Origin of the sequence: Pseudoxanthomonas sp. CF125, from assembly GCF_900104085.1 — a bacterium.
Classification (GTDB): domain Bacteria; phylum Pseudomonadota; class Gammaproteobacteria; order Xanthomonadales; family Xanthomonadaceae; genus Pseudoxanthomonas_A.
The window spans coordinates 1,312,586-1,331,256 of the sequence record NZ_FNLD01000001.1; the positions used below are offsets into that span (position 1 = coordinate 1,312,586).

Below are 18,671 nucleotides of genomic sequence, written 5' to 3' on the forward strand. Positions count from 1 at the left end.
AGTACGGGGCAGGCTCTCCTCCCGAGGGGAGAAGGGTTAGTTACGGCAGCAACAATCTCTCAATCAACCGCCGGTAAAGCCCCGGCAGCGCATCCAGATCGACGACCGATACGTTCTCGTCCACCTTATGAATGCTGGCGTTGACCGGGCCGACCTCGATGCACTGCGCGCCCAGCGGCGCTATGAACCGCGCATCCGAAGTGCCTCCCGCAGTGCTTTCTTCAGGAGCGGCACCGGCGAACTCGCCCAACACCTCCCTGGCGACAGCGCGCAAGCGGCCTTCGGGCGTATAGAAAGGTTCGCCGCCGCGATGCCAGTGCGCTTCGTATTCGAGCCCATGCCGGCCGAGTACGGCGCCGATCTCGGTTTCCAGTTGCGCAGCATTCCAGTGCGGGTTGTAGCGCAGGTTGAACAAGACCTTCGCTTCGCCCGGGATCACGTTGTTGGCGCCGGTGCCGGCATTGAAGTTGGAAATCTGCAGGCTGGTGGGCGGGAAGGTTTCGTATCCCTCGTCCCAACGCCGCGCCGCGAGTTCGGCTAGTGCCGGCAGGGCCTGGTGGATCGGATTGCGCGCCTTGTCCGGGTAGGCGACGTGACCCTGGATGCCCTTCACGGTGAGCGTGGCCGACAGCGTGCCGCGCCGGCCGACGCGCAGAAGGTCGCCCAGCTTGCGGGTCGAGGACGGTTCGCCGGTAATGCACCAGTCGATGGCCTGGCCACGCGCGCGGAAGGTGTCGGCGACGCGGCGAACGCCGTCGATGGCATCGCCCTCCTCATCGGAAGTGACCAGCAGCGCGACCGTGCCCGCGTGTTCCGGATGCGCTGCGACGAACTGCTCAAGCGCGATCACGAACGCGGCCACGCTGCCTTTCATGTCGGCGGCGCCGCGCCCGTACAGCACGCCATCGCGGACCGTCGGCTGGAACGGATCGCTGGCCCAATCTTCGACCGGCCCGGACGGCACCACGTCGGTGTGGCCAAGCAGCACCAGCACCGGCGAGCCGCTGCCGTGGGTGGCCCACAGGTTGTCCACTTCGCCGAAGCGCAGTTGTTCGCAATCGAAACCTGCGCGTTGCAATCGTTGGGCGATCAACTCCTGGCAACCTTCATCACGCGGCGTCACCGAGCGGCGACCGATCAACTCGCTGGTCAGCGCAAGGACATCGCTCATTTTCCGATCCCGAAGCGCTGCTTGAAACCGTTGTCGCTGAAGCCCTGCGTCATCGCTCCATCGTCCGTCACCACCACGGGGCGGCGGATCAACTGCGGGTATTCCCTCAGCAGCAGCTTCCATTCGGCGTCGGACCCTGGCGTCTTGCGGTTTTCAGGCAATTGCCGCCAGGTGGTCGAGGATTTGTTGATCAACGCATCCCAGCCGCCGGCTTGCTTCGACCACTCCAGCAAAGTTTCCGGCGTACGTTTTTCGTCGCGATAGTCGATGAACGAATACGCCACGCCGAAGCGGTCCAACCATTTGGTGGCTTTCTTGCAGGTGTCGCAGTTTTTCAATCCGTAAAGCGTAGTCATACCCGGTCTTCTTATTGTTCTATCCGTCGTCATCCCCGCGAAGGCGGGGACCCAGCGACTCAAGCTGTATGCGTGACTGGAGCAGAAGTCACTGGGTTCCCGCCTTCGCGGGAATGACGAGCAAAAAATCAGTCCGCCAACCCGCGCAACAACTCGTTGATCGAAGTCTTCGACCGCGTCTTCGCGTCCACCTGCTTCACGATCACCGCGCAATACAGCGAATGCGACCCGTCCGCCGCTGGCAGCGAACCGGACACCACCACGCTTCCCGGCGGCACATACCCGTAGGAAACTTCACGAGTAGCGCGGTTGTAGATCCGCGTGGACTGGCCCAGGAACACGCCCATGCCGATCACGCTGTGATGGCCGACGACCACGCCCTCCACCACCTCCGAACGCGCGCCGACGAAGCAATGGTCTTCGATGATGGTGGGCGATGCCTGCAAAGGTTCCAGTACGCCGCCGATGCCGACGCCGCCGGACAGATGGCAATGCTTGCCGATCTGCGCGCAGGAGCCCACGGTGGCCCAGGTATCGACCATGGTGCCCTCGCCGACGCTGGCGCCGATGTTGACGAAACTGGGCATCAGCACCACGTCCTTACCGAAATACGTGCCGCGGCGCGCGACGGCGCCCGGGACCACACGCACCCCGGCTTCACGGAAGCGCGCTTGGTCGTAACCCGAAAAACGCGACTCGACCTTGTCCCAAAACGGCGCCGGTTGCGAATCGATCACCGCCATGTCGTTGACGCGGAAATACAGCAGCACCGCTTTCTTGAGCCATTCGTTGACTTTCCACTTGCCTCCGTCGCCCGGCTCGGCAACACGGAAACCGCCCGATTCCAAACCGGCGATCACCCGCTCCACCGCAGGCTTCACGGAAGCTTCGATCTCGCCCGCGGCCAGGTCGGCGCGCCGTTCGAAAGCGTCTTCGATGAGGATTTTCAGTGCTGCGTCGTCGTGGATCTGGCTGGTCATCTGTTTCCTATCTTTCCAATCAAGGGATGTTTTCGAAGCTGGCCCGCAGCGCGTCGCGCAGGGCCTGCTGGGTTCGTTCGTCGAGCGGGTGACCGTTGGCGTCGGTGATCTGGAACAAGTCTTCGGCGCGTTCGCCGAAAGTGGCGATGCGCGCGTCATGCACGTTGAGCCCTTGCGCGCGCAATACCTGCGCCACATCGGACAGCAGGCCGGGACGGTCGGGCGCCACCAGACTCAACAGGGTACGGCGCCCATCGGGCGTGTCGCCGAACTCTATTTTGGGAGAGAAGCGGAAATGTTTGAGCTGCCTGGGCACCGCGCGGCGGGAGGTGCGCACTTTCTCCAGCGGGCCGTCCAGCGCGTCGCCCAGACCCGCTTCGACTTCGGCGGGATCGGAACTGGCATAGCTGTCGGCGGGCAGGACTTCGAAGGTATCGAAGATGGTGCCGTGCGGGCCATCGAGCACGCGCGCCTGGTGGATGCCGAAACCCATGCGGTCCAGCGTCGCCAGGATGGCGGCGAACAGGCCGCTGCGATCCGGCGAATGCACGAAGACTTCCAAGGCATTGCCATCATCGGCGATGCGGCGCACGCGCACCCGGGTTTCGCCAGGGGCCACGTTGCGCAACGCGCTGGCCTGCCAGGCGATCTGTTCGGGACGGAAACGCAGGAAGCCCTCCTCCGGCATGATCGCGAACAAAGCATCGGCGGTAGCCGCATCGAAACCCTGCACCGCCATCAGCACGCGCGCCGATTCGCGCGCCTCTTCCATCCGCGCATCGGCCGCGATCGGCCGCTCGAGGCCTTCGCGCAATACCCGGCGTGCAGCGAAGTACAGATCGGCGAGCAAGCGGTCCTTCCACGCGTTCCACAACTTCGGGCTGGTGCCGGCGATGTCCGCGCAGGTCAGCAGATACAGATAATCCAGACGTTCGCGGTCCCCCACCAGCGTGGCGAAACGATGGATCACTTCCGCATCGGAGATGTCCTGTTTCTGCGCAGTGATGGACATGCGCAGGTGCTGTTCGACCAGCCAGGCGATCAGCGAAGTATCCGCATCGCTGAGAGCATGCGCCGCGCAGAATTCGCGCGCATCCACCGCGCCCAGCTCGGAATGATCGCCGCCGCGGCCCTTGGCGATATCGTGGAAAAGGCCTGCGATCAGCAGCAACTCCGGCTTGCGTAAGCGCGGCCAGACTTCGTGGGCGATGGAAAAACGCTCGTCGGCACGGCCCGACGAAAACGCGGCGATGTTACGCAGCACCATCAGCGTGTGCTGATCCACGGTGTAGACATGGAACAGATCGAACTGCATCCGCCCCGACACCCGCGAGAATGCCGGAATCCACTGCCCCAGCACGCCGAGCCGGGCCATGCGGGTGAGCGTTTCCACGGCGCGCGGCGCGCGCAGCAAAGCCATGAAACCGGCGCGCTGGGCAACACTGGCGACTTCGAACGAAGGCAGCCGCGTCAGCGATTCGGCCAGCGCGCGCGCAGTGCGCGAATGCAGTCCCCTCACTTCCGGATGCGCCGCCCACATTGCGAAAAGCGCGAAGACCTGGGAAATGTCGGTCTGCGGCCAAGCCGGATCGCGCGCAGCCAGGTAACCGCGGCGCAAGGCGAAGGAATCGTCCAAAGGTTCGGGCAGCGCCTCGCCATCGAACTGCTCTTCGAACCGCTGCAGCAGACGGTCGCTGACCCGGCGCACGATCGCCGCGCTGCGGTAGAAACCCTGCATCATCTTCTCGACGCCCAGGGTTTCCTCGTCGTCGGCAAAACCCAGGCGCTCGGCCAGGGTCTTCTGGTAATCGAAACGCAAGCGTTCTTCCGGACGTCCGGCGACCAGGTGCAGCCCATAACGTAGGCGCCCCAGCGCACGGCGCTCGCGCGCGAGTGCGGCCGCTTCATCGGGACCGACATGGCTCAAGCCGATCAGCGGTTCCAGTTCGCGCACGCCGAAGGTGCGCAGCGCCATCCAGCCCAGCGTATGCAGATCGCGCAGACCGCCGGGCCCATCCTTGAGGTTGGGCTCCAGGTTCTCCGAGGTGTCACCGAAACGCGCATGGCGCAAGCGCAGCTCCTCGCGCTTGGCCACGAAGAAATCGCGCGGCGGCCAGACCTGCTGCGGAGAGATCGCCGCCATCAGCGTCGCCTGCGCCGCTTCGTCGGCGCATAGCGCACGCCATTCGATCAAGGCGGTGAGCACGGTCTGGTCGGACGCGGCCTCGGTGCACTGGCCGGGCGAACGCACCGCATGGCTGACCGGCAAACCGGCATCCCACAGCATCGCGAAAAAACGCGAAAGCGAGGCGTGCTGCGCTTGCTGGGCATCGCTATCGGCCAACACCAGCAGATCGATATCGGACTGTGGGAAAAGTTCTCCGCGCCCGTAGCCGCCGACCGCGAACAAGGCCAGCGGCGCCTCGGCGGGTATGCAGCGCGACCATGCGTCCTTCAGCAGATGATCGGCCGCGCGTGCGCGCAGCGCGACCAGCCGGTCCACTTCTTCGCCATGATCGAAACGTTTCGCCAGCTTGGCGTCCGAGCCGTTCAGCGTGGCGCGCGCCTGCGCCGACCAGGCCACATCGCTTTCGCTACCCGGCGGCCGCGCTCCAGTTTCTTTTGCGGCTGCCGTGGTGCTCACAGATCGTTGTCGTCGCCCGGCACCCGGGTCAGGATCTCCACGCCGTCCTCGGTCACCGCCACGGTGTGTTCCCACTGCGCGGAAAGCTTGCGGTCCTTGGTGACCACGGTCCAACCGTCGGGCAGCAGGCGCGTGTAGCGCGTGCCTTCGTTGATCATCGGCTCGATGGTGAAGGTCATGCCGGGCTTGAGCACTACACCGTCGCCAGGCCGGCCGTAGTGCAGCACCTGCGGTTCGTCGTGATAGACCTTGCCGATGCCATGGCCGCAGTATTCGCGCACCACGCTGAAACGCTGCGACTCGGCGTATTCCTGGATGGCATGGCCGACATCGCCCAGCGTGGCGCCCGGCTTGACCGCCCGTATGCCGCGGAACATGGCTTCACGGGTGGTTTCCACCAGACGCTTGGCCATCACCGAAGGCGTGCCCACGTAGTACATGCGGCTGGTGTCGCCGTGCCAGCCGTCCTTGATCACGGTGACATCGATATTGACGGTGTCGCCGTCCTTCAGCACTTTGCCCTCGCTGGGCATGCCATGGCAGATCACGTTGTTGACCGAAGTGCAGACCGTGAACGGGAACGGGATGCGCCCATGGCCGCCGCCGTAGCCGACATTGGCCGGAATGGCGTGCTGCACGTTGACGATATGGTCGTGGCAGACCCGGTCCAGCTCGGCGGTGGTCACGCCGGGCTTCACGTAAGGGGCGACCACCTGGAGCACTTCGGCGGCCAGACGGCCGGCGACGCGCATGTGTTCTAGGTCTTCAGGGGTTTTGAGGGTGATGGCCATAAGTGGATTATCGCCGATTTCGCTTTGCTCCTGAACAAAGCCCCCGCCAGGCAAGGCTCACGGGCCTTCGGGCCCATTGATCGACGGTCGGCGCCGATCTTTCCCGCTACACGCGCTGTAGCGACGGCGTGCACTCACAAAACCGGGGCACAAAACGCATTTAAATGACGTACTACGTCACATTTTGAACAAATGTGAGACATGGTTCTCATATCTATACGTAAATACTTCACACTAGTTTCCTGCCGGGACGCTGGTCATGGGGGGCTGCTGGGGGGGAATTGGGGAGTTGGCATGAGTTCTGCTTATACCCTTTCCCGAAGCCGGCATCAGCCTGATTCTAAAGGGATTTAACCCGACGATTGCCTTTTCGGGCATCGCCAAGCACTTGTTGAACCTGGCAACCGATTTCAGTTCTTCCCAACTCCCTTAAGGATCAATCGAACATGCGTATTTCCACCAAAACCCTCTTGGCTGCGGCCGTTCTGGCTGTCGTGCCGATGATGGCCAACGCCGAGTCCACCTACACCACCGGCACCGGCACTCCGATCACCGCCTCCGCCCGTCTGGACTTCCAGATCACCGTTCCCAAAATCCTGTTCCTGCGCGTCGGTACCGGTGCCGATTTCACCACCAACGCCGCGGTCAACCTGATCTCTTTCAACGTTCCGGCCGCCAATGTCGGCGATGGCTCCCCTGTGGCCGCTACCGCCGGCTCGGGCGACGTGGGCAACGGTACCGTGACCGCCAAGGTAGTGGGCAACAACGGCAACGTCACCTTCACCTCCACCACTCTGGGTGCGCTGGGCAATGGCGCGGGCGACACGATCTCCTATGGGCAGATCGGCACCGCGGTAGCGGCGCTGACCTCGCCGACGGCGCTGCCGCACCCGGCCCTGGTCGATGGTGCCACCAGCACCCTGACCCTGACCCCGGTCACCGGCAAAGTGGTGAATCGCGATGCGCGCTGGACCTACACCTACGCCAACAGCGCCGTCGCGGCGCCGGGCACCTACGGTGGCGTGGGCGTCAACAACGGTCGCGTCACCTACACCGCTTCGATGCCGTAACTGCTGCTTCTGCCAGATCTGGAGGGAGCCGGCTAATGGTAACCGGCTCCCTTTTTTTGCTTCCCGAGTCCCGCATGAAACGACGAACTTCAATCTCTGCGGCACTCTGCTCTCTGGTTCTTGCCGGGGCCGCATCGACAGCGCATGGCTTCACCGTCAACATCTCCAACGGGCTGACCCCGTCGATCTACCTGCGGGTCGGCAACGGCGTCTACACCGGCACTTTCACCAGCAACGGCACGCCCGGCAGCGGCGGCGGCATCAACCTGGTGTCGGTCACCGTGCCTGCGGCCCAGCTGGGCAACGGCACCGCATTGGCGATGACCGGCAACGGCACCCAGCCGAACAGCAACTACGACGGTTTCGCGTTCTGCAATGTTCCGGCGCAAATCTACGTGGGCGGCTTCAACCGCGGCGGCCTGCTTGCGGGCGGCACCGGCACTTTGAGCGTGACCGCGCCCGCCAGCCTAACCAACGCCGCTGGCGATAGCATTCCCTTCTCGCAGATCACCTGGACCAGCAGCGGCAACGGCGACACCGGCGCGCAACCGTTCCCGGCAGGGGCTTTTACCGGCGGCACCCAGACCCTGGCGAGCTTCCCGGTCAATACCTGGCGCGAAAGCTGCCACTCCTTTTCCTATCGCAACAACAACGTGGTGGCCTCGGGCGTCTACAACGGGCGCGTGACCTACACGCTGACCGTGCCATGAGCTTGCGCACGACCTTCTTCGCAGCGGCGGCGGCATTGGCATTCGTCGCAACCGGCATGGCTCCGGCCGTGGCGCAGACCTACCGGGTGGACGACAGTGCCAGCCAGGTGCTGGGCGGCACCTTGCGCCTCAAACCGCAGCCGCCGGCCGGGCGCGGCCAATTGGATTCGAACGTCGCCGGCGAGATCGCCGTGGCCGTGCGCTTGGATGTGTCGCCCTGGAAAGGCCATCAGGCGCGTATCTATCTGACCGTTCCGACGCAGCCGGGCGCCGCGATCGCCACCCGCTGGAGCACCCGAGGGCGTCTGTTGCCCGGCGAGCTCCGCAGCGGGGAACGCACCCTGGTCTACGCAGGCCCGATTCAGACCGACACCCTGGAAGACACCCTGCGCCTGGCGATCCAGGCCGATGGACGCAAACTCCGCCGCGACGAGCAACTGGCCTTCGCGTTCGAAATCGATTTGGGAACACCATGATGCTCACGCAAAGCCACCTCCGACGGATCCTCGTCGCCTTTTGCTGCCTGGCGCCCGGCCTGGCCTGGGGACAAGGATTCTCCGCCCTGGTTTCCCCACCGCGGATCGAAGACAGCGCCAAGCCCGGCGAGACCTACCGCAACGTCATCGAAATCACCAATGTTTCCGACAACGCCGCGCACTACACGGTGAAGACCGCCGACTGGACACTGCAGGCGGACGACACCGTGCAGTTCTCCGAGGCGCTGGCGCCGAGCAGTTGCCGCCCGTGGGTGGGATTGGAAGCGGGCGAACTGAACATGGCCGCCAACGGCAAGAAGCGCTACCGCTTCGAAGTGGCGGTGCCGGCCGATGCCCCCAGCGGCGAATGCCGTTTCGCGATCATGATCGAAGGCGATCCGGAAAGCGTGGACGGCGGCGTCGCCATTCCGGTGTCCGGACGTATCGGCGTCATCGTCTACCTCACCCTTGGCGATGCCGCCGCACAACTGGCGATCGCCGGCCAGAAGCTGCGGACGGTCGATGGACGGCTGCTGCCGATGCTGTCGGTGCGCAATAACGGCAACGCGCACGCGCGCTTGCAAGGTTTTGTCGATGGCAAGGACGGCAGCGGCAAGACCTTCGCGTTCGCACCCTCCACGCTGCCCATCCTGCCCGGCGAAACCCGCGAGATTCCGCTCACGCCGCAGGGCGACAGCGAGGACGCGCCCGCTCCGACGCTGACTTATCCCCTGCAGCTGAAAGGCCGCCTGGACTGGGGCAAGCAGCATCTGGATATCGAGACGACCCTGTCGCGATGAATCCGCGCACCGGACATCCGCGCCTGGCGCTTGCTTTGGGCATCGCCGGCATTCTGGCGATGCGCACCGCATACGCGCAGCAGGCCGATGCCGCTCCAGCGTACCGCGACCGAATCATCGCAACGCATGATCTGCAAGCGTTGCCGCCCGACGAAGAAGCCGAACAGGACGGCAACGGATTGCCGCGATCATTCCGCATCGAACTGCTGGCCAGCCGCAACGAGCGCGGCGGCGACCGCTACGACGAGTACGGAATTTCCGCAGGCGGCCATTGGGAAACCGCGGACTGGGGCGCGTTCTCGTTGGACGCCACCTTGTTCGACAGCGACCGCAAGCGTTTCGATGGACTGCAAGGCAGCCAAGGCGGACTGGGAGGCGCGGCCACGCTGTGGCAACGCGATCTGTATTTGAATGGCGGCTGGCGCGTGAACAATGGCCTCGGCGTGCTGAACACCCCATCGACTCCGCTGCAACGCAGCCAATACCGTTTCTACCTGCCTACCGTGGCCTTCGCAGGCGTCAGCAGCGAATGGCAGGACGATCGGCGCGGACTGTTGGTGCAAGGTTCCTTCGGCCGAGCCGGTCTGTACAACGGCACACGAGTGGTGGGCTTCGAACTGGCCGACGGCGAAGCGGCTTCGCTGGGCGCGCAATGGCAATGGTCGCCGCAGTGGAGCAGCGCCGCATCGTTCCTGGGCACCCATGGCCGCATCGTGCCGGACGATAGCGGCGAAGCGGTGTTCGAACCGGGCGACACCCAGGCTTTGTACGCCGCTACCGCCTGGCAGGGCGAACGCGACAGCGTGCAGCTGAATCTGCTGGCCAGCGACAGCGACATCGGCGACGCTGCGGGCGCGTGGATCGACGCCAGCGCGCGGCGCGGACGCTACACGCACAACTACGGCGGGTACCGCTTGCAGCCCGACCTCTCCTGGGGCGCCTTGCCGATCAACAACGATATCCAGGGCGGTTATTACCGCATCGCCTATCAGTACGCGCGCTGGATCTGGAACGCCAGCGTGGACCGCATCGAATCCATCTCCGGCGCCGGCTTCGACGGCACTTACGCTACCGGATACGCACGTTACCAAGCCGACAGCACGCTCGGTTACGGCGCCAGCCTCAATCTGCGCCATTCCAGCGACACCGCCCATAGCGCACAGTTGTTCCTGGACAAGAGCACCGCCTGGGGCCAGACCCGCGTGCAAATCGATCAGGCCGGCACCGGCGGCGATCAGGAAAGTTGGCAGGTCAGCGTGGACCAAGCGCTGCCCTTGCAGCAGGGCACTCGCCTTTCGGCTTCCCTGGCTTATGGCGAGCTGCGCTACGAAGATCAGGACGAAGCGACCCGCGCCGCCACGCTTTCGCTGTATGGCGGGCGCGACATAAGCGAGCGCCTGTCGATCGACGGCAGCGCGCGCTGGACCCACGGCGACGGCGATAGCGCGGTGCGCGGCACCGATTTCAATCTGGGCTTGAACTGGCGCATGACTCCGCGCTGGTCGGTGAACGCGGCGCTCTACCAGAGCACCGGTTCGCAGCGGTCTCCCTTCGTCCTCGATCCGCTGGTCACCGAAACCCCTTTCATCTCGTTGCCGCGCGACCGCTCGGTCTTCCTGACATTGCGTTACGAACGCAGCGCCGGACGGCCGCAGGCGGTGTTGGGCGGCGCAGCCGGCGGCCCCACCGGCTCGATAGCCGGCAGTCTGTTCCTGGATGAGAACGGCGATGGCGTGCGCGCCGCCTCCGAACAACCGGCCGCCAACATCACCGTGCTGCTGGACGGCCGCTACGCGATGCGCACCGACAGTCTGGGCAATTTCGAATTCCCGCGGGTCGCCGCCGGGTCGCACCGCGTGACCGTGGTGCCGGACAATCTGCCATTGCCCTGGTACATCGACGATACGGCGGCCCAGCGGGTGGTGCAGGTGGCGGTCCGGCAGGCGGCGCGGGTGGAGATAGGCGCGCGCAGGCAGCGCTGAGTCCCTCGCTCTTGGCTCAGCATCCGGCCCGGTTTGCGCCTGGCGGCTACGGACGGCTATAATTCCGCGGCTTTGTCGGGCCAAACCCGCAAGACCGCCCATGCCGGGCGACACCGGCAAATACACACCTGCTGCCACAGCCCGTGCCGGGGTGCCTCAAGATTCCTTTGGAATCAAGGGGTTCGGACACGGAAGCCGCAGGGAGGCCCAACCCCGGAACCATCGCCTGCCCGCACTCAGCGGTCGGGCAACCGCCTTTACCCAAAGCTGGCGGCCGGTTCCCCATCAGGAGTTACCGCAATGCCCCAAGTCACCATGCGCCAGATGCTGGAAGCCGGCGTCCATTTCGGCCACCAGACCCGCTATTGGAATCCCAAGATGGCGCCGTACATCTTCGGCGCCCGCGGCAAGATCCACATCATCAATCTCGAGAAGACCGTCCCGCTCTTCACCGACGCGATGAACTTCATCTCCGGCATCGCCCAGAGGCGCGGCATCGTCCTGTTCCTCGGCACCAAGCGCAGCGCGCGCGAGCCGATGAAGGAAGAAGCCATCCGCAGCGGCCAGCCGTATATGACCCAGCGCTGGCTGGGCGGCACCCTGACCAACTTCGCCACGGTGAAGAAGTCGGTGGCGCGCCTGAAGGAGCTGGAAGCCGGCGAAACCGACGGCACCTTCGACAAGCTGGTCAAGCACGAAGTGCTGGGCCTGCGCCGCGAGCGCGAAAAGCTGTTCGCTTCGCTGGGCGGCATCAAGGACATGAACCGCCTGCCCGACGCGCTGTTCGTGATCGACATCGGCCATGAAGACATCGCCATCAAGGAAGCCAAGAAGCTCGGCATTCCGGTGATCGCCGTGGTCGACAGCAACTACGACCCGGCCCTGGTCGACTACCCGATCCCGGGCAACGACGACGCCATCCGCGCCGTGCAGCTGTACGCACGCGCCGCCGCCGACGCCGTGCTGGAAGGCAAGGCCGCCGCTCCCAATTCCGCCTCCGTGCGCGAAGAAGAGTTCGTGGAGCTGGGCGCCGATGGCAAGAAGGCCCCGCGCGGCCGCGCTCCGGCCAAGAAGACCGCTTCGGCAGCTGCCAACGCCGAAGTAGCCGAGAACGAAGCGGCCGACAAGGAAGCCGCCGAGTAATCACGGCGCAATGCGGCCGCGCGACGATGCGCGGCCGCCTATCCATAGGGTGGGCCCGGCCCACCATTGTTTCAGCGATGGCCGGTTTCGAATTGACCGGCTATTTCATAACGGCGGGCCTGGGCCCGCCCTACGCATATCGAGGTAATTCCGTGGAAATCACAGCTTCCCTGGTCAAGGAACTGCGCGAGCGCACCGGCGCCGGCATGATGGAGTGCAAGAAGGCGCTCACCGAAAACGGCGGCGACATCGACGTCTCCGCCGAGTGGCTGCGCAAGCAGGGCCTGGCCAAAGCCGACAAGAAGGCCGACCGCGTCGCCGCCGAAGGCCGCATCGCCGTGGCCCAGGCCGACGGCAAGGCCGTGCTGGTCGAAATCAATTCCGAAACCGACTTCGTCGCCAAGGACACCAACTTCCTGTCGTTCGCCGACTCGGTGGCCCAGGCCGCCCTGTCCTCCGGTGCTGCCGATGCCGACGCACTGAAGACGGCCAAAGTCGCTTCCGGCGAGACCGTCGAGGAATCCCGCGCCGCCGCCATCGCCAAGCTGGGCGAGAACATCCTGATCCGCCGTCTGGCCCGTGTGGACAGCGCCAATAACGTCGCGGCCTATGTGCACGGCGGCAGGATCGGCGTGCTGGTCGAAGTAAAGGGCGGCGACGCCGAACTGGCGCGCGGCCTGGCCATGCACGTCGCGGCGATGAATCCGCCCTACGTGAAAGCCAGCGATGTGCCGGCCGACTTCGTGGCCAAGGAAAAGGAAATCGAACTGGCCAAGATGACCGACAAGGACAAGGCCAAGCCGGCCGACATCCTGGAGAAGATCATCGGCGGCAAGATCGCCAAGATCGTCAACGAAGTCACCTTGTACGGCCAGCCCTACGTGCTGGACACCAACCAGAACGTGGAAGCCGTGCTGAAGGCCGCCGGCGCCGAAGTGGTGGGTTTCCAGCGTCTGGCTGTAGGCGAAGGCATCGAGAAGGTGGTTGAAGACTACGCCGCCGAAGTGATGAAGCAGGCGGGCCTGGCGTAAGCGCCGGCTCCCCGCAGCAAGCAAAAAAGCCGCGGATTCCGCGGCTTTTTTGTTGGTGTAGGTCGGGGCTACGCCCCCGACGCGATGTTTGCCATAAGTCCATGCCGGCCCTGATTTTCGGTTGCGCGCATGACTCTTGTCGGGGACGTAGCCCCGACCTACTTCATTCCTTGGCCTGGAACACCACTTCTTCGTAGGGCTGCACCACTACCCAGCCTTCGCCGGCGAACCTCAACTGCACGCTTTCGCCCGAGCCGCGGCCCAGCAGCGTGCCCAGGGAAATATCGGTGACGATTTCCGGCGCAAGCCCGCCCGACCAGGCGACGGTGGCGTTGGGGTCGGTGAACACCGGGCCGGTCTGCGCGTTGACCGGCAGCGTCAGCGGCTCGTAGTGCGAAGTGATGGCGACGATGCCGCTGCCGCTCAGGCGCACGTTGAACAGGCCGCCGGAAAGCATGCCGGCCACCTTGCGCATCATGGTGATCTTGCTTTCGATGCCCGACTCGACCGCCAGCACGTCGTTGCCGTTGACGAAAATGGCTTCGCCGGCCAAACGCAGCAAAGTGATCTTCTTGCCGGCATCGGCCAGGTACACGCGGCCCTCGCCTTCCACCTTCATCAGCTGCATGCCTTCGCCGCTGACCATTTTCTTCAGCAGGTTGCCCAGGCCCTGCTCCATGATGCCCTGGCGGGTGAACTTCACGCTGCCCTTGCGCGCCACCATGGACCCGGCCTTGGCCCAGACCATGCCGTTCAGGCGCACCTCGAGCATATGCGCGCTTTCCAGTTCGAAGGCATCGCTGCCTACGTCTTTTTCCTTCGACGATGCCAGGAATTCCTGCAGGGTACGCACACTCATATCTACTCCTTGATGATGGACGGGCGACGATTCGCCACGATCGCCATAATAAGTCCTTCCCATCCTGGAGCTTGACCATGCCCGGCATCGTCCGCATTCCGCACCACACCACCGGCAGTACGCCGGAAGCCGTGGCCAGCGAACGGCTGGTCGCGGGCACGCCCAGACAGACCGTCGCCAACGCCTACTCGGATGCGGGCAATGCCTTCCATTGCGGCCTTTGGGAGGGCGAAGTGGGCGCGTGGCGCGTCAGTTATGCCGAGCACGAGTTCTGCCATCTGCTGGCCGGGCGCGTGCGTCTGATCGGCGACGACGCCTGCGAGATCACGCTGCAGGCAGGCGACAGTTTCGTCATACCCGCCGGTTTCGAAGGCGTATGGGAAGTATTGGAACCCGCACGCAAACTCTACGCGGTTTACGAACCCGAGCCTGACGATAGGCATGCGCTCGGCTAGAATGAGCACGCTGACACCCAACGCCTAGAGGCATCCATGACCGCTCCCCTCGCCTATCGCCGCATCCTGCTCAAACTTTCCGGCGAGGCTTTGATGGGGGCCGAGGATTATGGAATCGATCCGGCCGTGATCGGACGCATCGCCCGCGAGATCATCGAGGCGCGCGAAGCGGGTGCAGAAATCGGCCTGGTGATCGGCGGCGGCAACATCTTCCGCGGCGCCGGCTTGGCCGCCAGCGGCATGGACCGTGTGACCGGCGACCAGATGGGCATGCTGGCCACGGTGATCAATGCGCTGGCCATGCAGGACGCCCTGGAAAAGCTGGGTGCGCGCGTGCGCGTCATGAGCGCGCTGAAGATCAACGACGTGTGCGAGGACTACATCCGCCGCCGTGCCGTGCGCCATCTGGAGAAGGGCCGCATCGCCATTTTCGCCGCCGGTACCGGCAATCCGTTCTTCACCACCGACTCGGGCGCGGCCTTGCGCGCGATCGAGATCGGTGCGGACCTTCTGCTGAAAGCGACCAAGGTAGACGGCGTATACGACCGCGACCCCGGCAAGTTCCCCGATGCCGTGCGTTTCGACCAACTGACCTACGACGAAGTCCTGAGCCGCGACCTGCAGGTCATGGATACCGCCGCCTTCGCCCTGTGCCGCGACAGCGACGTGCCGCTGCGCATCTACGACCTGTCGGTGCCGGGCAACCTGATGCGCATCCTGCGTGGCGAGAATATCGGCACGCTGGTGAAGGGCCGCGGGTAAAACTGGAAACGGGAACTGGGGAAGGTTCTTGCTTTGCCCCCTTTGGAAAAGGGGGCTACGGGGGGATTTGCTCTTGATCTTGCTTTAAGACGAGCAACAGCGAAGCAAAAGCAAAAGCAAATCCCCCTCAATCCCCCTTTTTCAAAGGGGGAGGCACCGGCCGATTCCCGATGTAATTGTGTCCACCAAGCTGCATTAGCCAGGCTATCGCACATGGCGCATATCCACTCCCACGACTCCGCTACGCAAGCCTTCGGCTGGGCCATTGTGGTCAATTTGGCCTATACGGCCCTGGAAGCCGGCTACGGTTTCCACACCAATTCGCTGGCCCTGCTCTCCGACGCCCTGCACAACCTGGGCGATGTGCTGGGGCTGGGGCTGGCCTGGGCAGCCGCCAAGCTGGCGCAACGTCCGCCCACTCAAAGCCACACCTACGGATGGCGCCGCGCCACGCTGTTGTCGCCACTGGCCAATTCCATCCTGTTGATGGCGTTTTCCGGGGCATTGGGTTGGGAAGCCATCCGGCGCTTCAGTGCGCCGCCCTCCATCCCGGCCATACCGGTGATGGTGGTTGCGGGGATAGGGATCTTCGTAAATCTGGGCGCGGCGTGGCTGCTGCGCGACGGGCATGGGCACGATCTGAACAAGCGCGGCGCGTTCCTGCACCTGATCGCAGATGCGGCGGTCTCGCTGGCGGCGGTGTTGGCGGGCGCGGGCATGCTGGCGTTCGGATGGGCCTGGCTGGACCCCGCCATTGCCCTGCTGGTAAGCGTGGTGATCGCGGTCGGCACCTTCGGCCTGCTGCGCGACAGCTTCAACGCGGCCATGGACGCGGTGCCGGCCAATATCGACCAGTCGGAAGTGCAGGCCTTCCTTTCGTCCCAACCCGGGGTGAAGGCGGTCCATCATTTGCACATCTGGCCGCTGGGCGCCAACGAGATCGCCCTTACCGCGCATCTGGTGCGTCCGGAAGACCAGGATCACGATGCCTTCATCGACGCCACCACGCATGCGCTGGACCATCGTTTCGGCATCAACCACGCCACCTTGCAGATCGAACGCGGCATGGCCTGCGGGCACGACCTGCACGATGCGGCGCCGCATCATTCGCATTGATCGCGGCAGGCCGGCCGCCCTGGAACCCCAACCGGTCCAGCAGGCAAACCCCGTATAATCAGGGGTTCGTAGAAACTGCTATGGGATCCGGCGATGCTCAACGAAATCAAGAAAGACGCCCAGGCGCGCATGGCCAAGAGCATCGAGGCGCTGCGTCACGACCTGACCAAACTGCGCACCGGCCGCGCCACCACCGCGCTGGTCGATCATCTGAAAGTCAACTACTACGGCTCCGACATGCCGCTGACCCAGGTCGCCAGCGTGACGGTGACCGATGCGCGTTCGCTCACGATCAGCCCGTGGGAAAAGCAGATGGTCTCGGCGGTGGAAAAAGCGATCCTGGCCTCGGACCTGGGCCTGACCCCCAATACCGCCGGCACGGTGATCCGCATCAATATCCCCGCGCTGACCGAAGAACGCCGCCGCGAGCTGTCCAAGCATGTGCATGGCGAAGGCGAAAACTCCAAGATCGCCATCCGCAATATCCGTCGCGACGCCAACCAGCAGGTCAAGGACCTGTTGAAGGAAAAGGAAATCACCGAGGACGAGGAACGTCAGACCCAGGACGAGATCCAGAAGCTCACCGACAAGGCGATCAAGGATGTCGATGAGGTGGTGAAGGCCAAAGAACAGGAACTGATGTCCGTCTGACGCAGTCGCATACCCGATGACTGCCATGCCGCCCGCATCCACCCCCCTCCCTGCTGCCGTGCCGCGACACCTCGCCGTCATCATGGACGGCAACGGGCGTTGGGCCGAGCGCCGCCGGCGTCCGCGCATCATCGGCCATCGCGCCGGCGCGCGCGCGGTCAACGTCTGCATCGACTTCTGCCTCGAACGAGGGGTACGCGCGCTGACCCTGTTCGCTTTCTCCAGCGAAAACTGGGGGCGGCCGCAGGAAGAAGTGGGCGCGCTGATGAAGCTTTTCATGAATGCGCTGGACCGCGAGGTGGAGGAACTGGACCGCCGCGGCGTGCGCGTGCGCTTCATCGGCGAACGCGAGCGCTTTTCCCTGGGCATCCGCGAACGCATGGACGCCGCCGAAAACCAGACCCGCGGAAACCAGCGTCTCGACCTGGTCATCGCTGCCAGCTACGGCGGACGCCAGGACATCGCCGCCGCTGCGCGCGCGCTGGCCGCCGACGTCTCCGCAGGCCTGTTGCGCGTGGAGGACATCGACGAAGCGGCGGTCGCATCAAGAATGGCGCTGTCCGATCTGCCACCGCCCGATCTTTTCATCCGTACCGGCGGCGACCACCGCATCAGCAACTTCCTGCTGTGGCAGCTGGCCTATACGGAACTGTGGTTCACCGAACTTCTCTGGCCGGAACTGGATGCCGCCACCCTGCAATCGGCCATCGACGATTACGCGCGCCGCGAGCGTCGTTTCGGACTGACCAGCGCACAGGTGGCCGATGCCGCCACGGAGCAACCATCCGCATGACCAGAACCCGAATCATCGCCGCGCTGGTCATGGCGCCCGTCGCCATCGCCGCCATCCTGTTCCTGCCCACGCAATGGCTGTCGGCGGCCGTGGCGCTGGTGTTCCTGATCGGACTGTGGGAATGGTTCAAGCTGGCGGAAATCGACGACACGTTGTCGCGCACCGTGCTGCTCATAGCCAACCTGATGCTGATGGTGCTGTTGCTGTGGGCTTCGCGCACCGGGTCCGGGCTTTCGCCAGCGCTGTTCCAGATCGTGGTTCTGGCCGGCGTGGGCTGGTGGTTCCTGTCTCTGTTATGGCTGCGGTTCTTCAACTTCGCCTCCGACCACGAGACCTACGCGCGGGTCTTCAAACTGGCTGCCGGCACGCTTGCCGTAGTTCCCGCCTGGTGCGCACTTTGCCTGATCCACTCCGACAACTTCCAGACGCCCGCCGCCGACAGCGTGGACGACCTGCGGGGCCATCTCTGGCTTCTTGCCGCATTGGTCATCGTGTGGGCCGCCGATAGCGGCGCCTACTTCGCCGGCCGTTATTTCGGCGGCAGGTTGTTCGGAAACCGCAAACTCGCGCCGCGCATCAGCCCCAACAAGACCATCGAAGGCCTGTTGGGAGGATTGCTGGCCGGCGTCGCGGCGGGGCTTCTGTTCGCGGCATTCGCCGGGCTGACCCCTCCCCAGGTTCCGGCCTTCATCGTAGTGGCCGTCGTCACGGTATTGTTCTCGGTAGTGGGCGATCTGTTCGAGAGCCTGCTCAAGCGCCACGTCGGCGCGAAGGATTCGGGCACTCTGATTCCCGGCCACGGCGGCTTCCTGGATCGCCTAGACGGCGTGCTGGCAGCTTTGCCGATCTTCGCGCTGGGTAAAGAACTGTTCGGTTTCTGA

Annotated in this window: 19 protein-coding genes; 13 read left to right on the forward strand and 6 right to left on the reverse strand. The window is 64.5% G+C overall.

Translation table 11 applies throughout. From position 1 onward, the window contains the following. Positions 1–40: 40 nt before the first annotated feature. The 5 genes from dapE to map form a co-directional block, all read right to left on the reverse strand. Positions 41–1,171 (reverse strand): succinyl-diaminopimelate desuccinylase, encoded by a 1,131-nt coding sequence (dapE, locus tag BLR66_RS05895; protein ID WP_093281195.1) that lies wholly within the window; start codon positions 1,169–1,171, stop codon positions 41–43. Then, a complete protein-coding gene (locus BLR66_RS05900) occupies positions 1,168–1,527 on the reverse strand; it encodes an arsenate reductase (RefSeq protein ID WP_093281200.1) in 360 nt (119 codons plus the stop codon). The genes dapE and BLR66_RS05900 overlap by 4 nt, the downstream gene beginning before the upstream one ends. A 128-nt stretch (positions 1,528–1,655) precedes the next feature. Then, positions 1,656–2,507 carry a 2,3,4,5-tetrahydropyridine-2,6-dicarboxylate N-succinyltransferase gene (gene dapD / locus BLR66_RS05905; protein ID WP_343123915.1) on the reverse strand — a complete coding sequence of 284 codons (852 nt, stop codon included), beginning with the start codon at positions 2,505–2,507 and terminating at the stop codon, positions 1,656–1,658. 19 nt (positions 2,508–2,526) lie between these two features. Beyond that, positions 2,527–5,151 (reverse strand): [protein-PII] uridylyltransferase, encoded by a 2,625-nt coding sequence (glnD, locus tag BLR66_RS05910; protein WP_343123916.1) that lies wholly within the window; start codon positions 5,149–5,151, stop codon positions 2,527–2,529. Then, positions 5,148–5,942: a type I methionyl aminopeptidase gene (gene map / locus BLR66_RS05915; RefSeq protein WP_093281212.1), complete on the reverse strand. Its 795-nt coding sequence runs from the start codon at positions 5,940–5,942 to the stop codon at positions 5,148–5,150. Before map ends, glnD begins: the two co-directional genes overlap by 4 nt. Positions 5,943–6,388: 446 nt before the next feature. Between map and BLR66_RS05920 the strand changes: the two genes are divergently transcribed. The 7 genes from BLR66_RS05920 (at position 6,389) to tsf (ending at position 13,154) form a co-directional block, all read left to right on the forward strand. Then, positions 6,389–7,012, forward strand: a complete 624-nt coding sequence (locus tag BLR66_RS05920; RefSeq protein ID WP_093281215.1) for a hypothetical protein — start codon at positions 6,389–6,391, stop codon at positions 7,010–7,012. Positions 7,013–7,086: 74 nt separating this feature from the next. After that, complete coding sequence (locus tag BLR66_RS05925) at positions 7,087–7,722, forward strand: hypothetical protein (RefSeq protein WP_093281220.1); 636 nt, start codon at positions 7,087–7,089, stop codon at positions 7,720–7,722. After that, positions 7,719–8,198, forward strand: coding sequence for a hypothetical protein (locus BLR66_RS05930; protein ID WP_093281225.1), 480 nt, complete (start codon positions 7,719–7,721; stop codon positions 8,196–8,198). Before BLR66_RS05925 ends, BLR66_RS05930 begins: the two co-directional genes overlap by 4 nt. Continuing rightward, the gene (locus BLR66_RS05935) at positions 8,198–8,998 is read left to right on the forward strand and encodes a COG1470 family protein (protein WP_093281231.1); all 801 of its coding nucleotides are present in this window, start codon (positions 8,198–8,200) and stop codon (positions 8,996–8,998) included. Before BLR66_RS05930 ends, BLR66_RS05935 begins: the two co-directional genes overlap by 1 nt. Then, positions 8,995–10,980, forward strand: a complete 1,986-nt coding sequence (locus BLR66_RS05940; protein ID WP_093281234.1) for a carboxypeptidase-like regulatory domain-containing protein — start codon at positions 8,995–8,997, stop codon at positions 10,978–10,980. The genes BLR66_RS05935 and BLR66_RS05940 overlap by 4 nt, the downstream gene beginning before the upstream one ends. Positions 10,981–11,280: 300 nt before the next feature. Next, the gene (rpsB, locus tag BLR66_RS05945) at positions 11,281–12,123 is read left to right on the forward strand and encodes a 30S ribosomal protein S2 (protein ID WP_093281238.1); all 843 of its coding nucleotides are present in this window, start codon (positions 11,281–11,283) and stop codon (positions 12,121–12,123) included. A gap of 152 nt (positions 12,124–12,275) precedes the next feature. Then, positions 12,276–13,154 (forward strand): translation elongation factor Ts, encoded by an 879-nt coding sequence (gene tsf / locus BLR66_RS05950; protein WP_093284420.1) that lies wholly within the window; start codon positions 12,276–12,278, stop codon positions 13,152–13,154. 163 nt (positions 13,155–13,317) lie between these two features. Here tsf and BLR66_RS05955 read toward each other — a convergent pair whose 3' ends face one another. Beyond that, the gene (locus BLR66_RS05955; protein ID WP_093281241.1) at positions 13,318–14,013 is read right to left on the reverse strand and encodes an AIM24 family protein; all 696 of its coding nucleotides are present in this window, start codon (positions 14,011–14,013) and stop codon (positions 13,318–13,320) included. Between the two features lie 77 nt (positions 14,014–14,090). Here BLR66_RS05955 and BLR66_RS05960 point away from each other — a divergent pair, with 77 nt between their 5' ends. The 6 genes from BLR66_RS05960 to BLR66_RS05985 all read left to right on the forward strand — a co-directional run bounded on the left by BLR66_RS05960 (position 14,091) and on the right by BLR66_RS05985 (position 18,671). After that, positions 14,091–14,468, forward strand: a complete 378-nt coding sequence (locus BLR66_RS05960; RefSeq protein ID WP_093281245.1) for a cupin domain-containing protein — start codon at positions 14,091–14,093, stop codon at positions 14,466–14,468. Between the two features lie 36 nt (positions 14,469–14,504). Next, positions 14,505–15,230 carry a UMP kinase gene (gene pyrH / locus BLR66_RS05965; RefSeq protein ID WP_093281248.1) on the forward strand — a complete coding sequence of 242 codons (726 nt, stop codon included), beginning with the start codon at positions 14,505–14,507 and terminating at the stop codon, positions 15,228–15,230. A gap of 213 nt (positions 15,231–15,443) precedes the next feature. After that, on the forward strand, positions 15,444–16,346 hold the full coding sequence (locus tag BLR66_RS05970) for a cation diffusion facilitator family transporter (RefSeq protein WP_093281251.1): 903 nt from the start codon (positions 15,444–15,446) through the stop codon (positions 16,344–16,346). 93 nt (positions 16,347–16,439) lie between these two features. Further along, a complete protein-coding gene (frr, locus tag BLR66_RS05975) occupies positions 16,440–16,997 on the forward strand; it encodes a ribosome recycling factor (RefSeq protein WP_093281254.1) in 558 nt (185 codons plus the stop codon). 25 nt (positions 16,998–17,022) lie between these two features. Continuing rightward, the gene (uppS, locus tag BLR66_RS05980; RefSeq protein ID WP_176943776.1) at positions 17,023–17,790 is read left to right on the forward strand and encodes a polyprenyl diphosphate synthase; all 768 of its coding nucleotides are present in this window, start codon (positions 17,023–17,025) and stop codon (positions 17,788–17,790) included. Beyond that, positions 17,787–18,671 (forward strand): phosphatidate cytidylyltransferase, encoded by an 885-nt coding sequence (locus BLR66_RS05985; RefSeq protein WP_093281260.1) that lies wholly within the window; start codon positions 17,787–17,789, stop codon positions 18,669–18,671. Before uppS ends, BLR66_RS05985 begins: the two co-directional genes overlap by 4 nt.

Coding starts and splice junctions, on each gene's coding strand:
- dapE (WP_093281195.1), bottom strand. CDS start 1,171: ATGAGCGATGTCCTTGCGCTGACCAGCGAGTTGATCGGTCGCCGCTCG.
- BLR66_RS05900 (WP_093281200.1), bottom strand. CDS start 1,527: ATGACTACGCTTTACGGATTGAAAAACTGCGACACCTGCAAGAAAGCC.
- dapD (WP_343123915.1), bottom strand. CDS start 2,507: ATGACCAGCCAGATCCACGACGACGCAGCACTGAAAATCCTCATCGAA.
- map (WP_093281212.1), bottom strand. CDS start 5,942: ATGGCCATCACCCTCAAAACCCCTGAAGACCTAGAACACATGCGCGTC.
- BLR66_RS05920 (WP_093281215.1), top strand. CDS start 6,389: ATGCGTATTTCCACCAAAACCCTCTTGGCTGCGGCCGTTCTGGCTGTC.
- BLR66_RS05925 (WP_093281220.1), top strand. CDS start 7,087: ATGAAACGACGAACTTCAATCTCTGCGGCACTCTGCTCTCTGGTTCTT.
- BLR66_RS05930 (WP_093281225.1), top strand. CDS start 7,719: ATGAGCTTGCGCACGACCTTCTTCGCAGCGGCGGCGGCATTGGCATTC.
- BLR66_RS05935 (WP_093281231.1), top strand. CDS start 8,198: ATGCTCACGCAAAGCCACCTCCGACGGATCCTCGTCGCCTTTTGCTGC.
- BLR66_RS05940 (WP_093281234.1), top strand. CDS start 8,995: ATGAATCCGCGCACCGGACATCCGCGCCTGGCGCTTGCTTTGGGCATC.
- rpsB (WP_093281238.1), top strand. CDS start 11,281: ATGCCCCAAGTCACCATGCGCCAGATGCTGGAAGCCGGCGTCCATTTC.
- BLR66_RS05955 (WP_093281241.1), bottom strand. CDS start 14,013: ATGAGTGTGCGTACCCTGCAGGAATTCCTGGCATCGTCGAAGGAAAAA.
- BLR66_RS05960 (WP_093281245.1), top strand. CDS start 14,091: ATGCCCGGCATCGTCCGCATTCCGCACCACACCACCGGCAGTACGCCG.
- pyrH (WP_093281248.1), top strand. CDS start 14,505: ATGACCGCTCCCCTCGCCTATCGCCGCATCCTGCTCAAACTTTCCGGC.
- BLR66_RS05970 (WP_093281251.1), top strand. CDS start 15,444: ATGGCGCATATCCACTCCCACGACTCCGCTACGCAAGCCTTCGGCTGG.
- frr (WP_093281254.1), top strand. CDS start 16,440: ATGCTCAACGAAATCAAGAAAGACGCCCAGGCGCGCATGGCCAAGAGC.
- uppS (WP_176943776.1), top strand. CDS start 17,023: ATGCCGCCCGCATCCACCCCCCTCCCTGCTGCCGTGCCGCGACACCTC.
- BLR66_RS05985 (WP_093281260.1), top strand. CDS start 17,787: ATGACCAGAACCCGAATCATCGCCGCGCTGGTCATGGCGCCCGTCGCC.